The organism is Mycobacterium sp. (assembly GCF_049647605.1).
GTDB lineage: Bacteria > Actinomycetota > Actinomycetes > Mycobacteriales > Mycobacteriaceae > Mycobacterium.
This window is the reverse complement of sequence record NZ_JBARXZ010000154.1, coordinates 1-17,701: the sequence shown is the minus strand read 5'-3', so window position 1 is coordinate 17,701 and position 17,701 is coordinate 1. Positions and strand designations below refer to the sequence as shown.

Annotated in this window: 14 protein-coding genes, 1 tRNA gene and 1 pseudogene; 11 read left to right on the top strand and 5 right to left on the bottom strand. The window is 65.5% G+C overall.

Annotation, left to right across the window (positions count from 1 at the left end; genetic code table 11):
• Positions 1-27: 27 nt before the first annotated feature.
• Complete coding sequence (locus WBB07_RS19685; RefSeq protein ID WP_526310104.1) at positions 28-1,191, bottom strand: PrsW family intramembrane metalloprotease; 1,164 nt, start codon at positions 1,189-1,191, stop codon at positions 28-30.
• A gap of 180 nt (positions 1,192-1,371) precedes the next feature.
• Between WBB07_RS19685 and rpsA the strand changes: the two genes are divergently transcribed.
• From rpsA to WBB07_RS19670, 3 genes are all read left to right on the top strand, one after another.
• A complete protein-coding gene (rpsA, locus tag WBB07_RS19680; protein ID WP_526310075.1) occupies positions 1,372-2,820 on the top strand; it encodes a 30S ribosomal protein S1 in 1,449 nt (482 codons plus the stop codon).
• 113 nt (positions 2,821-2,933) lie between these two features.
• Positions 2,934-4,148 (top strand): dephospho-CoA kinase, encoded by a 1,215-nt coding sequence (coaE, locus tag WBB07_RS19675; protein WP_526310074.1) that lies wholly within the window; start codon positions 2,934-2,936, stop codon positions 4,146-4,148.
• A 3-nt stretch (positions 4,149-4,151) separates the two neighbouring features.
• The gene (locus WBB07_RS19670) at positions 4,152-5,141 is read left to right on the top strand and encodes a calcium/sodium antiporter (RefSeq protein ID WP_526310073.1); all 990 of its coding nucleotides are present in this window, start codon (positions 4,152-4,154) and stop codon (positions 5,139-5,141) included.
• A 6-nt stretch (positions 5,142-5,147) separates the two neighbouring features.
• Here WBB07_RS19670 and WBB07_RS19665 read toward each other — a convergent pair whose 3' ends face one another.
• Together WBB07_RS19665 and WBB07_RS19660 are read right to left on the bottom strand one after the other, a co-directional pair.
• On the bottom strand, positions 5,148-5,657 hold the full coding sequence (locus WBB07_RS19665) for a hypothetical protein (protein WP_526310072.1): 510 nt from the start codon (positions 5,655-5,657) through the stop codon (positions 5,148-5,150).
• Between the two features lie 37 nt (positions 5,658-5,694).
• On the bottom strand, positions 5,695-6,195 hold the full coding sequence (locus WBB07_RS19660) for a ribonuclease FAU-1 family protein (RefSeq protein ID WP_526310103.1): 501 nt from the start codon (positions 6,193-6,195) through the stop codon (positions 5,695-5,697).
• A gap of 80 nt (positions 6,196-6,275) precedes the next feature.
• Here WBB07_RS19660 and uvrB point away from each other — a divergent pair, with 80 nt between their 5' ends.
• From uvrB to WBB07_RS19635, 5 genes are all read left to right on the top strand, one after another.
• Positions 6,276-8,435, top strand: coding sequence for an excinuclease ABC subunit UvrB (gene uvrB, locus WBB07_RS19655; RefSeq protein ID WP_526310071.1), 2,160 nt, complete (start codon positions 6,276-6,278; stop codon positions 8,433-8,435).
• A 54-nt stretch (positions 8,436-8,489) separates the two neighbouring features.
• Positions 8,490-9,920 carry an MFS transporter gene (locus tag WBB07_RS19650; RefSeq protein WP_526310070.1) on the top strand — a complete coding sequence of 477 codons (1,431 nt, stop codon included), beginning with the start codon at positions 8,490-8,492 and terminating at the stop codon, positions 9,918-9,920.
• Between the two features lie 85 nt (positions 9,921-10,005).
• Positions 10,006-10,076, top strand: a tRNA-Cys gene (locus WBB07_RS19645).
• 248 nt (positions 10,077-10,324) lie between these two features.
• Entirely contained in the window at positions 10,325-10,687 is a 363-nt protein-coding gene (locus WBB07_RS19640; RefSeq protein ID WP_526310069.1) for a hypothetical protein, read from the top strand.
• A 45-nt stretch (positions 10,688-10,732) separates the two neighbouring features.
• Positions 10,733-11,095 carry a metallopeptidase family protein gene (locus tag WBB07_RS19635; protein WP_526310068.1) on the top strand — a complete coding sequence of 121 codons (363 nt, stop codon included), beginning with the start codon at positions 10,733-10,735 and terminating at the stop codon, positions 11,093-11,095.
• A gap of 87 nt (positions 11,096-11,182) precedes the next feature.
• On the opposite strand, the gene WBB07_RS19630 is transcribed toward WBB07_RS19635, so the two are convergent.
• Positions 11,183-11,815 (bottom strand): DUF2510 domain-containing protein, encoded by a 633-nt coding sequence (locus WBB07_RS19630; RefSeq protein WP_526310067.1) that lies wholly within the window; start codon positions 11,813-11,815, stop codon positions 11,183-11,185.
• A 610-nt stretch (positions 11,816-12,425) separates the two neighbouring features.
• Entirely contained in the window at positions 12,426-13,034 is a 609-nt protein-coding gene (locus tag WBB07_RS19625) for a TetR/AcrR family transcriptional regulator (protein ID WP_526310066.1), read from the bottom strand.
• 83 nt (positions 13,035-13,117) lie between these two features.
• Here WBB07_RS19625 and WBB07_RS19620 point away from each other — a divergent pair, with 83 nt between their 5' ends.
• The 3 genes and pseudogenes from WBB07_RS19620 to WBB07_RS19610 all read left to right on the top strand — a co-directional run.
• Positions 13,118-14,743 carry an amidohydrolase gene (locus tag WBB07_RS19620; protein WP_526310065.1) on the top strand — a complete coding sequence of 542 codons (1,626 nt, stop codon included), beginning with the start codon at positions 13,118-13,120 and terminating at the stop codon, positions 14,741-14,743.
• A gap of 12 nt (positions 14,744-14,755) precedes the next feature.
• The gene (locus tag WBB07_RS19615) at positions 14,756-16,123 is read left to right on the top strand and encodes an amino acid permease (RefSeq protein ID WP_526310064.1); all 1,368 of its coding nucleotides are present in this window, start codon (positions 14,756-14,758) and stop codon (positions 16,121-16,123) included.
• Positions 16,124-16,479: 356 nt separating this feature from the next.
• Positions 16,480-17,701 (top strand): annotated as a pseudogene (locus WBB07_RS19610) (hypothetical protein); the annotation flags it as partial.

Sequence of the window (17,701 nt, the reverse complement as noted above, 5' to 3'; positions counted from 1 at the left end):
GGGGAGAGCCGGGGAGAGAGGGCCCGGCTACCGGCGCGGCAGGGGCTCGGGGATCCGATACGCGGCCAGCGTCTGCAGCGCCGGGGTGGCGGCCCTGGCGGTGCGCAGCCACTGCGTCTCCTCGTCGAACATGGCCAGCACCCGCGGGTCGGCAAAACCACGATCCACGCGGTCTTTCACGAAGGCCAACTCGACCACCTGTGTGGCGAAATTGCGCACCGCCTTGCCTGCGGCTTTCCCGTCGATCCGGGTCACGGTGTTGACTGCCAGCTTCCGGTTGCGCAGCGAGCCCAACCAGCTCGCTTCGTTGGGGGTGACCAGACCGGCGCTCACCATCCCGGGCAGCTTCGCGGCCACCAGGGTCTGCTCGCGGCGCCGGGCGGTGACGCTGAGCCAAATGGCCAGGCCGAACATCGGGACCATCCACAGCACGTACACCGCGAGGTACCAACCGAAGCCCAGCACCGCGGAGCCGTTCCACAGCCCGTGCAGGAGCACCGCGCCCAGGTAACCGAGCACCAGGTACCCGATCTTGGCGAACACGTTGCGCTGCTGCAGCGCGAAGTACACACCGATCCCGATCGAGGTGGTGAACAGCGGATGGGCAAACGGGGCCATCACCAGCCGCAGCGCCGCCGTGACCAGGGAGCCGCCCAGGGATTCGCCACTGGCGATGTAGAAGATGTCCTCCAGCCAGGCGAAACCCGCCGCGACCAGGCCGGCGTAGACCAGGCAGTCGACCAGTGAGTTGAGCTCGCGGCGCCGCCGCCCCGTCATCATGATCAGCAGGAAGGCGCCCTTGGCGGCCTCTTCGATGACCGGCGCGGCGACGGCCATGGTCCGCCAGTCGGTCTCCTCGGAGGCGCCCAGCAGTGTGCCGAACAGCATCTCCAGGATCAGCGAGACCACGATCGCCACCGATGCGCCCCACGCGAAGGCCAGGATCAGCAGCCGGGCCGGCTCCGGCTCGAACCGATCCAGCCACAGATAGGCCAGTACAACAACGGCGATGGCCACGCTGGACAGCACGAAGCCGATGGCCGTCCCGACCGGATTCACCGCGGTGAGCAGGATCACGAGCAGCCCGGCGATCGTCCACAGCGCGATGAGCACCCAGATCGGCGCACCGACCTTGCGGATGCGGCGGGGGAACGGCGGGAGAAACGGCGGGACCACGGCCGGGTTGCTGATGTTGCGCACGTCTGGAGATTAGCTGCGGATCGGGCCCGGGTTTGTCCAGCGTGTGCCCTGTCTAGTAGTCTCGACGAGTACTCGTCTGCAGGATCAGCGCAGAGTGCGCCTTTCTAGACTGAGCTGGACCAACAACAGAACTGTCCCTACGACTTAAGCTGTCCGGAGCAACCCAACAATATGCCAAGTCCCGTCGCCACCTCGCCGCAAGTAGCCGTCAACGATATCGGCTCGGCTGAGGATTTTCTCGCCGCAATCGACAAGACCATCAAATACTTCAACGATGGTGACATCGTTGAAGGGACCATCGTCAAGGTCGATCGTGACGAAGTCTTGCTCGACATCGGCTACAAGACCGAAGGTGTCATTCCTTCGCGCGAACTGTCCATCAAGCACGACGTCGACCCCAACGAGGTTGTGTCCGTCGGCGACGAGGTGGAAGCGCTTGTCCTCACCAAGGAGGACAAAGAAGGCCGTCTGATCCTCTCCAAGAAGCGGGCTCAGTACGAGCGCGCCTGGGGCACCATCGAGGAGCTCAAGGAGAAGGACGAGGCCGTCAAGGGCACCGTCATCGAGGTCGTCAAGGGCGGCCTGATCCTGGACATCGGTCTGCGTGGCTTCCTGCCCGCGTCGCTGGTCGAGATGCGTCGTGTCCGCGACCTCCAGCCGTACATCGGCAAGGAGATCGAGGCCAAGATCATCGAGCTGGACAAGAACCGCAACAACGTGGTTCTGAGCCGGCGCGCCTGGCTCGAGCAGACCCAGTCCGAGGTCCGCAGCGAGTTCCTCAACCAGCTGCAGAAGGGCGCCGTCCGCAAGGGTGTCGTCTCCTCGATCGTCAACTTCGGCGCGTTCGTCGATCTCGGCGGCGTCGACGGCCTGGTGCACGTCTCCGAGCTGTCCTGGAAGCACATCGACCACCCGTCCGAGGTTGTCCAGGTGGGCGACGAGGTCACCGTCGAGGTGCTCGACGTCGACATGGATCGCGAGCGGGTTTCGTTGTCGCTCAAGGCGACTCAGGAAGATCCGTGGCGCCACTTCGCCCGGACCCACGCCATCGGCCAGATCGTCCCGGGCAAGGTCACCAAGCTGGTGCCGTTCGGTGCGTTCGTCCGTGTCGAAGAGGGCATCGAGGGTCTGGTGCACATCTCCGAGTTGGCTGAGCGTCACGTCGAGGTGCCGGATCAGGTTGTCGCCGTCGGCGATGACGCCATGGTCAAGGTCATCGACATCGACCTCGAGCGTCGCCGGATCTCGCTGAGCCTCAAGCAGGCCAACGAGGACTACACCGACGAGTTCGATCCGTCGAAGTACGGCATGGCCGACAGCTACGACGAGCAGGGCAACTACATCTTCCCCGAGGGCTTCGACGCCGACACCAACGAGTGGCTCGAAGGCTTCGACAAGCAACGCAACGAGTGGGAGGCCCGGTACGCCGAGGCCGAGCGTCGCCACAAGATGCACACTGCGCAGATGGAGAAGTTCGCCGCTGCCGAGGCCGAGGCCGCCAGCCGGCCCGCGACGGCCAACGGCTCGTCGTCGAGCTCGGGTGAGTCCTCCGGTGGAGGCTCACTGGCCAGCGATGCACAGCTCGCCGCATTGCGCGAGAAGCTCGCCGGAAACGCGTAGTCCGGCAGCTCGCACAAAGACACTCATTCGCCGAGTGAAGCCGCGCAGCGCGTCCCACAAGGACGTGCTGCGCGGTTCTTTTTTCACCCCTTCGTCCATGTGAGGGCAGAACATTGCTGCGAATCGGTTTGACGGGCGGAATCGGCGCCGGGAAGTCCACGGTCTCGGCCACTTTCAGTGAATGCGGCGCCATCGTCGTGGACGGCGACGTCATCGCCCGCGAGGTGGTCGAGCCCGGTACCCAGGGGCTGGCCCGGCTGGTCGAGGCGTTCGGCGAGGACATCTTGCAGTCCGACGGTGCGCTCAACCGGCCCGCGCTGGCGGCGGTGGCGTTCAGCGACGAGGCCAAGCGTCAGACCCTCAATGGGATCGTGCATCCGCTGGTGGCGCACCGCCGCTCGGAACTCATCGCAGCGGCCGCCGACGATGCAGTGATCGTCGAAGACATCCCACTGCTGGTGGAATCCCAGATGGCGCCGATGTTCGCGTTGGTGATCGTCGTCCACGCGGATGCGGTGCTGCGGGTGCAACGTCTCATCGAGCACCGCGGCTTCAGTGAGTCGGACGCCCGCGCCCGGATCGCCGCGCAGGCCACCGAGGAACAGCGTCGTGCGGTCGCCGATGTGTGGCTGGACAATTCGGGTAGCGCCGGTGCGCTCGTCGAGCAGGCACGGGACCTGTGGCATCAGCGGATCCTGCCGTTTTCGCACAACCTCGAGCGGCGGACGACGGCTCACACGACTCCGGTACTGGTGCCGTCCGACCCGACGTGGCCGGAGCAGGCCAAGCGCGCAATGGCCCGACTGAACACCGCCTGCGGGCACCGGGCCACCCGCATCGACCACATCGGATCCACCGCCGTTGCCGGGCTGGACGCCAAGGACGTGATCGATATCCAGATCACGGTGGATTCGTTGGCCACCGCAGACGAGCTCAGCGAGGTGTTGCTGGCGGCCGGTTACCCCCGGATCGAGCACATCACCGGTGACGTGGCCAAACCCGATGCGCGCAGCACGGTGGCGCGTTTCGATCACGTCACCGACGAAAACTTGTGGCACAAACGAATTCACGCGTCAGCGGATCCCGGACGGCCGACGAGTGTGCACATCCGGGTCGACGGCTGGCCCAATCAGCAGTTTGCGCTGCTGTTCGCCGATTGGGTGACGGCCAACCCGGCGGTGCGCGCGGACTATCTGGCCCTCAAACGCCGGGTCGCCGATGCCGGACACCGGACCACCGGTGCCTACGCCGAGGCCAAAGAGCCTTGGTTCCTGGATGGGTATCGACGCGCATGGGAGTGGGCCGACACCACCGGCTGGCGCCCCTGACACGTGGCCGGTCATCTGTCCTGGTTCGTTGCCGGCCTGGTCGGCCTGATCATCGGCGCAGAGATGTTGGTGCGTGGCGGCTCTCGGGTCGCGGGGTCCCTGGGGATCTCGCCGATCATCGTCGGCCTCACCGTGGTGTCGATCGGTACCAGCATGCCCGAGCTTGCCGTCGGCGTCCTCGCGGCCGCCGAGGGCAGTGGGACACTCGCCGTCGGAAACATCGCCGGTACCAACACCTTCAATCTGCTGTTCATCCTGGGGCTCAGCGCGGCGATCAAGCCGCTGTCGATTCCGGGGCGCACCCTGCGTTTTGACCTACCGGCGATGACCGCCGCGGCGATTCTGCTGTGGGTGCTGGCGGCCGACGGGGTGCTGTCGCGGATCGACGGCGTGGTGCTGGTGAGCGCGGCGGTGATGTACTCGGCTGCGTTGATCTACACGGGGCGGCGCGAGAGCCGGCAGCTGCGCGACGAGTTCGTCGCTGAATTCTCCGAAGACGTCCCTGCGCCGGCCCGGCTGCGATCTCGGCGGGCGAAGCTGGCCTGGAACACCGGACTGCTGCTCGTCGGTATCGCGATCGTCGTGATCGGCGCCGACTGGCTGGTGGACGGTGCGGTGGGCATCGCGGGCGAGTTCGGGGTGTCGGATGCTTTCATCGGGTTGACGGTTGTGGCCATCGGTACCTCGGCACCCGAATTGGTGACCACCGTGGTGGCGACTCTTCGCGGTCAGCGCGACATCGCGTTGGGAAACCTGTTGGGGAGCAGCATCTACAACATCGTGCTGATTCTGGGGGTCACCGTGTTGGTGCCCGCCGGGGGGTTGCACCTGGGGCCGGATCTGGTGCGGATCGACATCCCGGTCATGGTGGTCGTGGTGCTGCTCTGCATCCCGGTCTTTGTCACGGGACGCCGGGTGACCCGCGCCGAGGGGGCGAGCATGGTCGCTGCCTACCTGGCTTACCTGACGTTCCTGCTGATGACGCAGTTGTGAGGACGATCAGGCTGCCGGCGGGTGGTCCTCGGCCGGTGACAGCGGCGGCTCATCGGGTGTCGGCACGGTTTCGGGTACGCCGGTCAACGGTGCCTCACAGGTCAGCGACCCGAAATCGGGGTCGTTACGTTGCGGCAGGACGCGCGGGGCGACGAAGTCGTCGGCCTGGGATGCCAGGGCATCATCGATGAGCACCTCGCAGTGCAGGTTGGCCGAGTACGGCCAATCGATCGAGAGCCGCATGGTCGCCACGGCGGATGCCGGGAGCACGGTCTGCGCTTCGAACACGCGGCCGGGCACCATCGTGGGCTCTGCCATCAGGGTTTGTCCGCCCTCGGCGGAATAGGTGATGGTGGCGCCGCGGGAGACGCCGTCGATGCGTGCCCGGTAGGTGACGTTGTGCAATACCTCCGGCGCAGGCTCGGTCGCCTGGGATTCCGGTGTCGGGTCCGCAGAAGCGATTCCGGGGGTTAGCTGAATGCACGCACCAGTGAGCAACACGGCGGCGGTAGCCATGTGTACCGGGTACTTCATATTCGCTGACATTACGCTCCTATCGCCAGAGGAGGTCAATTCCGTTACTTGTTAGCCAAGCGTGCAGGTCGTGGCCATGCTCGGCCAGCCCGGCCACGGTCGCAACCGCGATGTTGACCGCACGTTCGGCGGTGATGTCGGTGATGAGGCCCGCTTTGTGGGCCGCAAAGAGTTCGTCGACGTCGATGAGTTCGGTGCGCTGCCCGGTGTGCACCACCAGGTCGAGGTAGTGGTCGACCGTGTGCCAGACGTCGCCGTCGCCGGAGATCTCCCCGATGTCGACATAAAAATCCTGGTCCCGTTCGTGGCCGGGGTTCCAGTGGAAGATGTTCACCCGAATGCCGAGGTCAGGCAGTAGCCAGGACTCGAGGTAATGGAACTGGGCGCGCCCCGGCGTCGGCCGGGCCATGTAGAGACCCCAGGGCCGGCGGGTGTAGACGTCGACCGCCCGGACGAATCCTTTGGGATCGGTGTTGGTGTGGGCGGCCAGATCGAATGTTTCATGTTTTGGCGGGTGGATAACGCCAGTTTACTGGGCGGTTCCCGCTGGTGGGCTGCCGGGAATGTCACCTGTCGGTGATGAGTTCTAACCTGGTGAACATGGCTTTCGCAACCGAGCACCCCGTCGTCGCGCATTCGGAGTACCGCGCTGTCGAAGACGCCGTGCGGGTGGGCGGTGAGTTCCAGGTGGTCAGCGAGTATCAGCCCGCTGGTGACCAGCCGGCGGCCATCGAGGATCTGGAACGCCGCATCCGAGCCGGTGAGCGCGACGTCGTGCTGCTCGGGGCCACCGGCACCGGTAAGTCCGCGACCACCGCCTGGCTCATCGAGCGGCTGCAGCGGCCCACCCTGGTGATGGCGCCCAACAAGACTCTGGCCGCGCAGTTGGCCAACGAGCTGCGCGAGATGCTGCCCAACAACGCCGTCGAGTACTTCGTCTCGTACTACGACTACTACCAACCCGAGGCCTACATCGCGCAGACCGACACATACATCGAGAAGGACAGCTCGATCAACGACGATGTTGAGCGGCTGCGGCACTCGGCGACCTCGAATCTGCTGTCCCGGCGCGATGTTGTGGTGGTGGCGTCGGTGTCCTGCATTTACGGTCTGGGAACGCCGCAGTCCTATCTGGATCGTTCGGTGGAGCTGAAGGTGGGCGACGAGGTGCCCCGGGACGGGCTGCTGCGCCTGCTGGTCGATGTGCAGTACACCCGCAACGACGTGTCGTTCACCCGCGGCACCTTCCGGGTGCGTGGTGACACGGTGGAGATCATCCCGTCGTATGAGGAGCTCGCGGTGCGCATCGAGTACTTCGGGGATGAGATCGAAGCGCTCTACTACATGCACCCGTTGACCGGTGATGTCGTCCGCCAGGTCGACTCGCTGCGCGTCTTTCCCGCCACGCACTACGTGGCCGGTCCGGAACGGATGGCCATCGCGATCTCCAGCATCGAGAAGGAACTGGAGGATCGGTTGGCCGAGTTGGAGGGGCAGGGCAAGCTGCTGGAGGCGCAGCGGCTGCGGATGCGCACCAACTACGACATCGAAATGATGCGTCAGGTCGGTTTCTGCTCGGGTATCGAGAACTATTCGCGGCATATCGACGGCCGTGGGCCGGGGACCGCGCCGGCTACCCTGCTCGACTATTTCCCCGAAGACTTCCTGATGGTGATCGACGAGTCGCATGTCACCGTGCCGCAGATCGGCGGCATGTACGAGGGCGACATGTCGCGCAAGCGCAACCTGGTGGACTTCGGGTTCCGGCTGCCGTCCGCGGTGGACAACCGGCCGCTGACCTGGGAGGAGTTCGCCGACCGGGTCGGGCAGACGGTGTACCTGTCGGCGACGCCGGGTTCCTATGAGATCAGTCAGGCCGGTGGTGAGTTCGTCGAGCAGGTCATCCGGCCGACCGGGTTGGTGGATCCGCAGGTCATCGTGAAACCGACCAAGGGGCAGATCGACGACCTGATCGGGGAGATCCGGGCTCGCGCCGAGCGTGATGAGCGGGTCTTGGTGACCACTCTGACCAAGAAGATGGCCGAGGACCTCACCGATTACCTGCTGGAGATGGGTATCCGGGTGCGCTACCTGCACTCGGAGGTCGACACGTTGCGGCGGGTGGAGCTGTTGCGCCAGCTGCGGCTGGGGGAGTACGACGTGCTGATCGGGATCAACTTGCTGCGGGAGGGTCTGGATCTCCCGGAAGTGTCGTTGGTGGCGATCCTGGACGCCGACAAGGAAGGGTTCCTGCGCTCACCACGCAGCCTGATCCAGACCATCGGTCGTGCGGCACGCAACGTCTCCGGTGAAGTGCACATGTACGCCGACAAGATCACCGATTCGATGAAGCAGGCCATCGATGAGACGGAGCGTCGCCGGGCCAAGCAGATCGCGTACAACACCGAACACGGGATCGACCCGCAGCCGCTGCGCAAGAAGATCGCCGACATCCTCGACCAGGTGTACCGGGAGGCCGACGACAGCGAGACTGTCGAAGTCGGTGGCTCCGGCCGTAATTCGTCGCGCGGCCGTCGTGCTCAGGGCGAACCGGGGCGGGCGGTGAGCGCCGGGGTGTTCGAGGGACGCGACACCAAGAACATGCCGCGAGCTGAGCTCGCCGACCTGATCAAAGACATGACCGATCAGATGATGTCCGCGGCCCGTGATCTGCAGTTCGAGCTGGCCGGCCGGATCCGCGACGAGATCGCCGACCTGAAGAAGGAACTGCGCGGGATGGACGCCGCCGGACTGAAATGAGTCCGGGTGCCCGTAACTTGATCTCAACCGCGGTTGAGCTCGTACGGTGAGCCCGTGAAATCACCAGCTGACACCGGAACGTGGCGGACTCTGCTCGGGCCGGCGTATCTGCGGACATCCACGGTGCTCGCCGGCGGTGTGGCGTTGTACGCGACCAACGAGTTCATCACGATCAGCCTGCTGCCCAGCGCGGTCGCCGATATCGGCGGGCAACGCTTCTACGCCTGGGTGATGGCCGTCTACCTGGTGGCCTCGGTGGTGGCGGCCACCACCGTGTACCCGATCGTCACGCGGTTGGGTCCGCGCTGGTCGTATCTGGGAGCGCTGGCGGTGTTCGGCGCCGGCACGATGCTGTGCGCTTTGGCCCCGACGATGGAGCTGTTGCTGGTTGGGCGCGTCATCCAGGGGTTGGGCGGCGGAGTGCTCGCCGGTCTGGGTTACGCGGTGATCAACGCCGCCCTGCCGCAAGAACTGTGGACCAAAGCGTCGGCGCTGGTGTCGGCCATGTGGGGAGTGGGTACGCTGCTCGGGCCCGCCACCGGCGGGTTGTTCGCCCAATTCGGGCTTTGGCGTTGGGCTTTCGGGGTGCTGGCCATCGCCACCGCGGCGATGGCGATCCTGGTGCCGTTCACGCTGTCCCCGCGGCAGCAGCTGGACTCCGAGGTGGCGCCGTTCCGCATCCCGATCTGGTCATTGCTGTTGTTGGGGGCGGCGGCACTGTCGGTCAGTATTGCCGGGGTGTTGGGCAGCCCGGTGCTCACGGGTGTGCTGTTGGTCCTCGGTGTGCTGTTGGTCCTGGCGTTCCTGGTGGTCGACCGTCGGGTATCGGTTGCGGTGTTGCCGCCCAGCACGTTTCGGCCCGGCCCGCTCAAGTGGATGTACCTGACTCTCGGTCTGCTGATGGCCGCGACGATGGTGGACATGTATGTGCCGTTGTTCGGTCAGCGGCTGGGGCATCTGGCGCCGGTGGTTGCCGGGTTCCTCGGGGTGGCGCTGGCGGTGGGGTGGACGGTCGGCGAGATCGGCAGCGCCTCGTTGCGGTCGGTGTCGATGACCGGGCGTGTTGTTGCGGTCGCGCCGTTGGTGATGGCCCTCGGGTTGGTCCTGGCGGCCGTGACGCAGTTCGAGGACGCCTCGGTGTTGGTGATGGGGGCGTGGGTGCTGGCGCTGCTGGTGACCGGCACCGGGGTGGGTATCGCGTGGCCGCATTTGTCGGCGTGGGCGATGGCCAGCGTGGATGATCCGGAAGAAGGGGGCGCGGCGGCCGCGGCCATCAACACCGTGCAGCTGATGTGTGGTGCTTTCGGGGCGGGCCTGGCCGGGGTGGTGGTGAACTCTACCGACCGCGGTGATGCCACGGCGGCGCGCTGGTTGTTCGGGGTCTTTGCGGTGCTGGCCGTTGTCGGGACCATCGCGTCGTTCCGGGCCAGCGCTGTGGCACGGCATCGTGGCGCCGACGTTGCTGCGCTCACCCCGCCGAACTGAGCTATCAGCCGATCGAAGCACCCTGCAATCAGACTGATTCAAACCGTGGTGGCAGGCCGCCGGAATTGGCACTGTGGTCGTCAGTGCGGGTGTGGCTGAGTGGCTAGGCACCGGCCTGCAAAGCCGTTTACACGGGTTCGAATCCCGTCATCCGCTCGCACGGTTGCCCAGCTAGATGCCGTATCTAGCTGGGCAAACTCTTAGGTCGCGGTTGAATGTCGGCGCTGAACGGGTGTGTAGTGCCGTCGAAAACCGTTTGCTGTGCTGTCGGCACCGGACGCGAATATGGCAGACATGAATATCGACAGTCACGAGATCGACATTGCGAGCGACCCCCTACCTGCCTGGCCGGCCGATGATCGGACCGTCGGTGACCGCGTCGGTACCCGAGCGAGGATAGGTGCGTGTTGCCCGACGGACACGTCGTCGACCTCCAGAGACTGTTCAAACTCCAGCGCATCTCGGCGACCGAGCGCACGCTGAACGAGGTCGGCGATGTCGGTGTCACCGACCACCTGCGGCAGTCCCCTGAGGTCCGGGCCGCCCTGCCGGCGTTGATCGCCGATACCGTCGCCGACCAGGATGTGCACAGCGCACTGATCTCCCGCTTCGCCGGCAGTCTGACGACCCTCCGGACCAGATTCGACCAGCCCGACGACGTTCCTGCCCAGGACAGCGACCTGCCCTGCTCACCGAAGTTGTTGTCGGCAGCGCCATTTTCCGCATCATCGTCCGGCACGACGCCCCGCTGGACACTGCGTGGGTGAATAATCTGACCAGCCTGATCAGCTCGGGCTGGCATCATGGCAGAAATGGACGCGCATCCGACGCCGGAGGCCGGTGATCCGTTCGACGACGCGATCAGCGCGGCGCTGGACTCCCTGCCGCCCAAGCTCCGCGTCGCGATGAGCAACGTTCAGATCATCGTCGAGGACGAGCCGCCCGGCGGACAACCGCTGCTCGGCCTGTACCACGGCGTCCCGCTACCCCAACGGACCAGCAGGTACAGCGGCGTACTTCCAGACCGAATCAGCATCTTCGCCGGGCCGCTCGCACGACTCGCCGCCGGCGACACGGATCGACTGCGTCACGAGATCAAGCATGTCGTGCTCCACGAGATCGCGCATCACTTCGGGATCAGCGACCAGCGGTTGATCGAGCTCGATCGCTACTGAGCGCTACCGCTGCACCCTTCGAGCCAGTGGTCGGTTCGGGCGCGCTCGACGATGCAAACGCCGACCAGCGCGTCATCTAGGTCGAGGTCACGGAGCGCCGAGACCGTAGGTGTAATTTCCGCTGTCCCAATTCATCGTGGCGTGGTACTTGCGGCCGCTCAGCGTCCCGTCCCCGTTGTCCTTGGTTGCAGTGAAGCATTCGAAGATCGTGGTCTTGGCGGTCAGGTCATCGGTCGATCCACCACCAACTGGATCGCAGGACACGGACAACACTGGGCCATCAAACAGCCCCTTCATGATGTGGTCCCGCGCCATGGTCGTTATGGATTCCTCGAGATCCCCGATAGCTGAGGCACGTTGAGATCGTTTGGCCTCAGTATCGCGTCGAACCTTCTCTGCTGCCGTTGCCGCAGCGTCAGCAGCGGCCTTGGACGACGACGCCGCGATGGCGTTGTTTCGCATCTGTGTGTCGTGGTTTTTGTTCCAGAGCAGAGCCCCGATGCCGGCTGTGACAAGGACGATCAGCGCTGCAATGCCGGCGAGGACAGCCTTCTTCTTGCCCGTCGGCTGCTTCTCCGTCACGCCTGCGGCGTCGGCCGGAAAAGGGTTGGCGTCGTCAGGTTCTGGAAGCGCCAGCCAACGTTGTCCGTCCCAGTACCTCTGACCGCCCTGCGGCGTTGGATACCAACCGGGAGGGGCTTCATCCGATTCGCTGGCCATTCGACCCTTTCTCTGTTCGTTCCCGCCGACTTTTGCATGACGACAGGAGATCCGCCTCCGGACCAAGTGTCATGATTCCCCCACTGAAACCGCAGTCATGCTACTTGAATGGTGTCGTGATCATCCCAGAATCGCGATGTTGGCCGAGTGACAGATAAGCGTCGCATTGTAACGTTTCGTATCTGGAAGTCCTTGCTCGTCCCGGCTTGAAATATGCAGGCTCTAACGCCTCAATCGCCGAGCGTTGGGTCTGATATCTCAGTTGGAGGCCATTTCAAATGTGGATCGCCGAGTTCGCGCCACGAGAGCGGTCGTCCGTCGAAGGAAGCTGAAATCGTTCCGAATCACGCAGGTGTGCAATGTGTTTTGTGCGGTGCGGGAGATGCGCCGCCTACGCCTGGTTCTGGCGATCAACCCTTCGGGCGGTATCGACTTGCCGCGCAGGACTTCTGCAGGTCCGCACAACCTCAAGCGCAGCCGGTGGCGAAGCTCGCCGCCGGATGCGGAGAAACAGGGAAGTGAAGTTCGAACCCGCCATACGTTCGCACGCTTGCGCCCGTATGCACATGCCTTCCTTTGTCATTCATCCTCGAGGGCAGCGGCCCACGCCTCACTCGAGCATCGTCGCCAACCCGCGCAACAGCGCGACCAATCCCCATTCGAAGGCGTCGTCGGCCCGGGTCGGTTTGGGGGCGCCGGTGGCCAGGGCGTCTGCCAGCTCGGGTCCCACGTCGGCGCCGGCGGTCCAGGGCTGGTCGGGGGCGGCCAGGTCCAGTGCGGAACCCAGCACGTAGTTGTCGGCCAGGGTGATGATGCGCAGGGTGTCGGCGGAGTTGAACCCGGCTTTTTGGGCCGTGGCGGCCAGTGCGTTGTACATGACAAACGCGTGGGTGCTGTTCACCGCGTGGATCGCCAGCAGCGGGATCAGGCGGGGATAGCGGGCGAAGCTGCGCCGGTAAGACCGCATGATTTCGGCGACGGTCTCCGTCCAGTCGCGGTCGGGATCGTCGTCGGGCAGTTCGACATCGGACATGGCGCGTTCACGCAGCAACTCGACGATTTCGTCGCGGCCGGAGACGTGGTTGTACAGCGAGGACGGGCTGACCCCGAGTCGGCGCGCCAGTTCCGGGATGGTGAAGCCGCCGGTGGCGTTGACCAGGTCCAACGCCACACCGGCGATGCGGTCGGTGGACAGCAGTGGAACTGGTGGTCGGCCCAATGTTCACCCCTTGGAAAGTTCCTGTTGCGAAAGCTTATGGCACCCATCACACTAAAACGAACTCAATTCGTTTTAGGAGCTGGATGCCTACGCAACACACCACGTCGACGCTGTTCACCGGGGGCACGATCTGGACGGGGGCCGGCACGGACAGCGATGCGCTGCTGGTCGTCGACGGGGTGGTGCAGGCCCTCGGCGAGCAGGCGCGGGCCGCTGCAGCTGATGCCGAAGTTGTTGATCTTGACGGCGGCTTCCTGATGCCGTCGTTCGGCGACGGCCACGCACATCCGCTTTACGGCGGGCTGGAAGCGGCGGGACCGCTGGTGCGGGCTTGTAGCACCGTCGACGAAATAGTGCAGACCGTCAAGCAATTCGCTGACGACCATCCCGACCAGGAGTGGATTCTCGGCGCCTCGTACGACTCCAGCCTGGCTCCGGAAGGACTGTTCGATGCCCGTTGGCTGGATGCCGCCGTGCCGGATCGGCCAGTGGTGTTGCGGGCCTGGGACTACCACACCGTGTGGTGCAACTCTGTGGCGTTGGAGCGGGCCGGCATCACCGCCGACACCCCGGACCCGGTGATGGGCGAGATCCCGCACCGTGCAGACGGTTCCGTGCTGGGCACGTTGCGGGAATGGGGTGCCGTCGACCTGGTGATGGCGGTCGCGCCCACCCATGGCGAGGACGTGCGCGTCGCGGCCTTGCGTACCGCGGCCGACTACTACACGTCGCACGGTGTGACCTGGGTGCAGGACGCCTGGGTCGAGCCCGCCGACGTCGACACCTACATCGAGGCCGCCCGCCGCGGCGAGCTCAAGATGCGATTCAACCTGGCCCTGTATGCCGACCCGCGTCATTTCGACGCCCAGATCGAGGTTTTTGCCGAATCTCGGCGTCGGGTGCAGGAACTCGACTCTCCGTACCTGACGTGTCAGACGGTGAAATTCTTCGCCGACGGCGTGATCGAGAACGAGACCGGTGCCCTGTTGCAGCCGTACTGTTCGGGGTTGCACAGCCACGGGATGAGCGTGTGGGAGAACAACTCCCTGGCCGAAGCGGCGCGACGCGTCGACGAGCTCGGCTTCCAGATCCACATCCATGCGATCGGTGATGCGGCGGCCCGGCAGGCCCTCGACGCCATCGAGTACGTGGTGGAGCGCAACGGTCCCCGCGACCGGCGCCCGGTGATCGCTCACGCCCAATTGGTCGACGGCGCCGACATCGGCCGCTTCGCGACACTCGGCGTGATCCCCAACATGCAGCCACTCTGGGCCCAGTTGGACGCACTGATGACCGAGCTGACCATCCCGCGGCTGGGTATCGACCGCGCCGACCGGCAGTACCAGATGAACACCCTGGTCGACTCGGGAGCGCAACTGGCCTTCGGTTCGGACTGGCCGGTGTCCTCCGGGGCCCCGCTGGACGGAATCTCGGTCGCGGTCTCGCGGCGCACCACCGACGGCACACCCGACGGGGGCTGGACGGCCGGTGAGATCCTGCCGATCGAACAGTCACTGCAGGCCGGTACAGCCGCCGTCAGCTATCAGGCCTACGCCGAATCCTGCTGGGGCCGCATCGAACCCGGCGCTAGTGCCGATCTGGTTTGGCTGGATCGGGATCCGCGCACCACCGCACCGCTGGAGATTCCGGCAATTCGTGTGCTGCGCACCTACTTGCAGAGCAACATCGTCTACGCAGCAACTCACTGAAGGGGGAACACCATGTCATCTACCGCGTCCGCCGACCCGGCGGCCTTCCGGCCGGTGCCCGACGGCCACGAAGGCAAACTCCGTCGGGCACTGGGTGTTCCGTCGCTGGTGCTCTTCGGCCTGGTCTACATGGTGCCGCTCACCGTGTTCACCACCTACGGCATTGTCACGGTGGAATCCGGCGGCCGGGTGCCGATGGCGTACGTGGTGACGCTGGCGGCGATGATCTTCACCGCGCGCTCCTACGCGCGGATGGCGGGGGCGTTCCCCGTCGCCGGTTCGGCCTATGCGTACACGCAGAAGACCTTCGGCGCGCCGGTCGGCTTCCTCGCCGGCTGGTCACTGTTGCTCGACTACTTGTTCCTGCCGATGCTCAACTACCTGGTCATCGGCCTGTACTTGAACGCCGCGGTGCCGTCGATCCCGAACTGGGTCATCATCGTCGTGACAATCGCGATCGTGACCGTCCTCAACATCATCGGCATCGTCTCGGTGGCCCGGGCCAACATGCTGATCATCGCGGTCCAGGCGATTTTCATCGTGGTGTTCTTCGTGATGGCCATCGCGACCATCTCGGGTTTTGGCACCGTCGACGTGATGGCTCCGTTCACCGGAGACGGCAGCGCCGGCGGCATGGCCCCGGTGCTGGCCGGCGCGGCCATTCTGTGCCTGTCCTTCCTCGGGTTCGATGCGGTGTCAACGCTTTCCGAGGAAGCCAAGGACGCCAAACGTGACGTGCCCAAGGCCATCATGCTGGCCACCGTCATCTGCGGCGTGCTGTTCATCGTCCTGTCGTATGTGTCGCAGCTGGTGTTCCCGTCCAACGTGTTCACCGACGTCGACTCGGGATCGCTCGACGTCATGGCGGCCGCCGGCGGCGCCTTCCTGTCGGCGTTCTTCACCGCCGCTTACGTCGCAGGCGCCACCGGATCGGCGCTCACCTCGCAGGCGTCGGTGGCGCGCATCCTCTATGCGATGGGACGCGACGGCGTGCTGCCGCGCAAGGTGTTCGGACATGTCTCGGTCAAGTTCAGCACCCCGACGTGGGCCATCCTGGCGGTCTCGGTGATTTCGTTGCTGGCGGTTGTCATCGATCTCGCCATCCTGGCGTCGGTGGTCAGCTTCGGAGCACTGGTGGCGTTCTCGGCGGTGAACCTGACGGTGATCAAGCACTACTTCATCGATGCCAGGGAGAAGAACGTGCTCAACAACCTGGTGCTGCCGTTCATCGGGTTTGCGCTCACGGTCTGGCTGTGGACCAGCCTGTCCAGCACTGCACTGACCATCGGGCTGATCTGGTTGGCGGTCGGATTGCTCTGGCTGGCCGTGGTGACCCACGGCTTCCGGCGCCCCACGCCCGTGCTGGACATGAAGGAGTAACGCCACCCGTCAACCACCACCAGCGCGGTGTCCGAGAGCCCTCGGACACCGCGCTGTTGTCGTCTGTGCCCGTCTGGCAGGGAAGCCGCCCGGTTGCTAAATGGCTAACGTGTATTTACCTGCCCGGCCATCGTGACCGCATCGATATCTCCCGAACGCGGGACATGCGACACGCCGCAGGGGCCCCAGGGGTATTGCGCTCAACTGGGAAAACTCTCAAAAACCCTGGTGCTCGGTCACCGGAATGCCACCTCTTGGCAACGGTTGCATAAACGTGTGAAACGTCGCGTCGGCAAAGGCTCCAACCATGGATACGTTCTCCCGCGAACACCGCTTTTCTAGGAGTCGGGGAGAACATGTCTAAGACTACGAATCGCATCGCCATCGGCGCCGCCGCGACAGCGGGGTGCTTGTGGGCGGTTCAGCTCGTCACCCCGTTGACGATGATGCTTGCCCAGGCGCCGGCTTCTCCAGGTGTGCCGTGCGTGAGCCTGCTGCAGGGCTTCAATCCGGGAACGCCGGGGACGCCCGGGTCGGTGGAGACCATCACATCGATGATCCCCGGACTCCCCACCCCGGGGACTCCTCCTGGCGGCCTGGTCAATTCGACGACCGGGATCACTCCCAACCTGCCGGGCTTCCCGGGAGGCTCCGGAGGAACTTCGAGGACGGCCGTGACTCCGAACCTGCCGGGCTACCCGGGTGTGCCCGAGGTCGCCACGACGACCGGGCTGACCCCGGGTGGTCCCGGAACTCCTGGCGGACCGGGTGTCAATTCGATGACCGGTGTCACGCCGGGTGGCCCGGGGGTTCCCGGGGTGCCGACGGTGACCTCGACCGGTGGCGGCACCCCGCCGATACCTGGTGTTCCGGGTGCGCCGGTGGTGAACAGCGGTGGCGGTGCGTTGCCCCCGGGGCCGGGCACTCCCGGTGTGCCGGTGGTGAACAACGGTGGCGGTGTGCTGCCGCCGGGGCCGGGCACTCCCGGTGCCCCCGTTATTGATTCGGCTGGTGGCGCGCTGCCGCCCGGACCCGGTGGTCCCGGCCTTCCCATCGGCAGTTCTTCCGCCGGTGTGCTCCCGCCGGCCCCCGGCGGCCCCGCGATCCCGATGGGCGGTGCCATCGACACCGCGGCCGCGGGCATCCCCGGAGCGCCCGGGTTGGACGCAGCCGGCGCCGGCGCAGGCGTTGGTGCACCTGGTGCCCCCATTGCTGATGCCGGCGGTGTCGGCGGCGGTGCCGGAGCTCCCGGTGCTGGTGGCGGTGTTCCCGGTCTGCCGGTGATGGACGCTTCCGCGGGTATCGCTCCTCCTCCCGGCGCCCCGGCCATCCCCACCGGCGGTGTCATCGAGGCCGGAACCCCGCCGGCCCCGCCGCTTCCGGGCGCCCCGATTGTGGATAACGGTGGTGGTGTGTTGCCTCCGGGTCCGGGTGCTCCTGGTGTGCCGATTGTGGATAACGGTGGTGGTGTGTTGCCTCCGGGTCCGGGTGCTCCTGGTGTGCCGGTGGTGGATAACGGTGGTGGTGTGTTGCCTCCGGGTCCGGGTGCTCCTGGTGTGCCGGTGGTGGATAACGGTG

Bases quoted from the DNA above. Each gene is read 5' to 3' on its own strand.
- rpsA (WP_526310075.1), top strand. From the start codon at position 1,372: ATGCCAAGTCCCGTCGCCACCTCGCCGCAAGTAGCCGTCAACGATATC.
- WBB07_RS19665 (WP_526310072.1), bottom strand. From the start codon at position 5,657: ATGGCTACCGCCGCCGTGTTGCTCACTGGTGCGTGCATTCAGCTAACC.
- uvrB (WP_526310071.1), top strand. From the start codon at position 6,276: ATGGCTTTCGCAACCGAGCACCCCGTCGTCGCGCATTCGGAGTACCGC.
- WBB07_RS19635 (WP_526310068.1), top strand. From the start codon at position 10,733: ATGGACGCGCATCCGACGCCGGAGGCCGGTGATCCGTTCGACGACGCG.
- WBB07_RS19630 (WP_526310067.1), bottom strand. From the start codon at position 11,815: ATGGCCAGCGAATCGGATGAAGCCCCTCCCGGTTGGTATCCAACGCCG.
- WBB07_RS19620 (WP_526310065.1), top strand. From the start codon at position 13,118: ATGCCTACGCAACACACCACGTCGACGCTGTTCACCGGGGGCACGATC.
- WBB07_RS19615 (WP_526310064.1), top strand. From the start codon at position 14,756: ATGTCATCTACCGCGTCCGCCGACCCGGCGGCCTTCCGGCCGGTGCCC.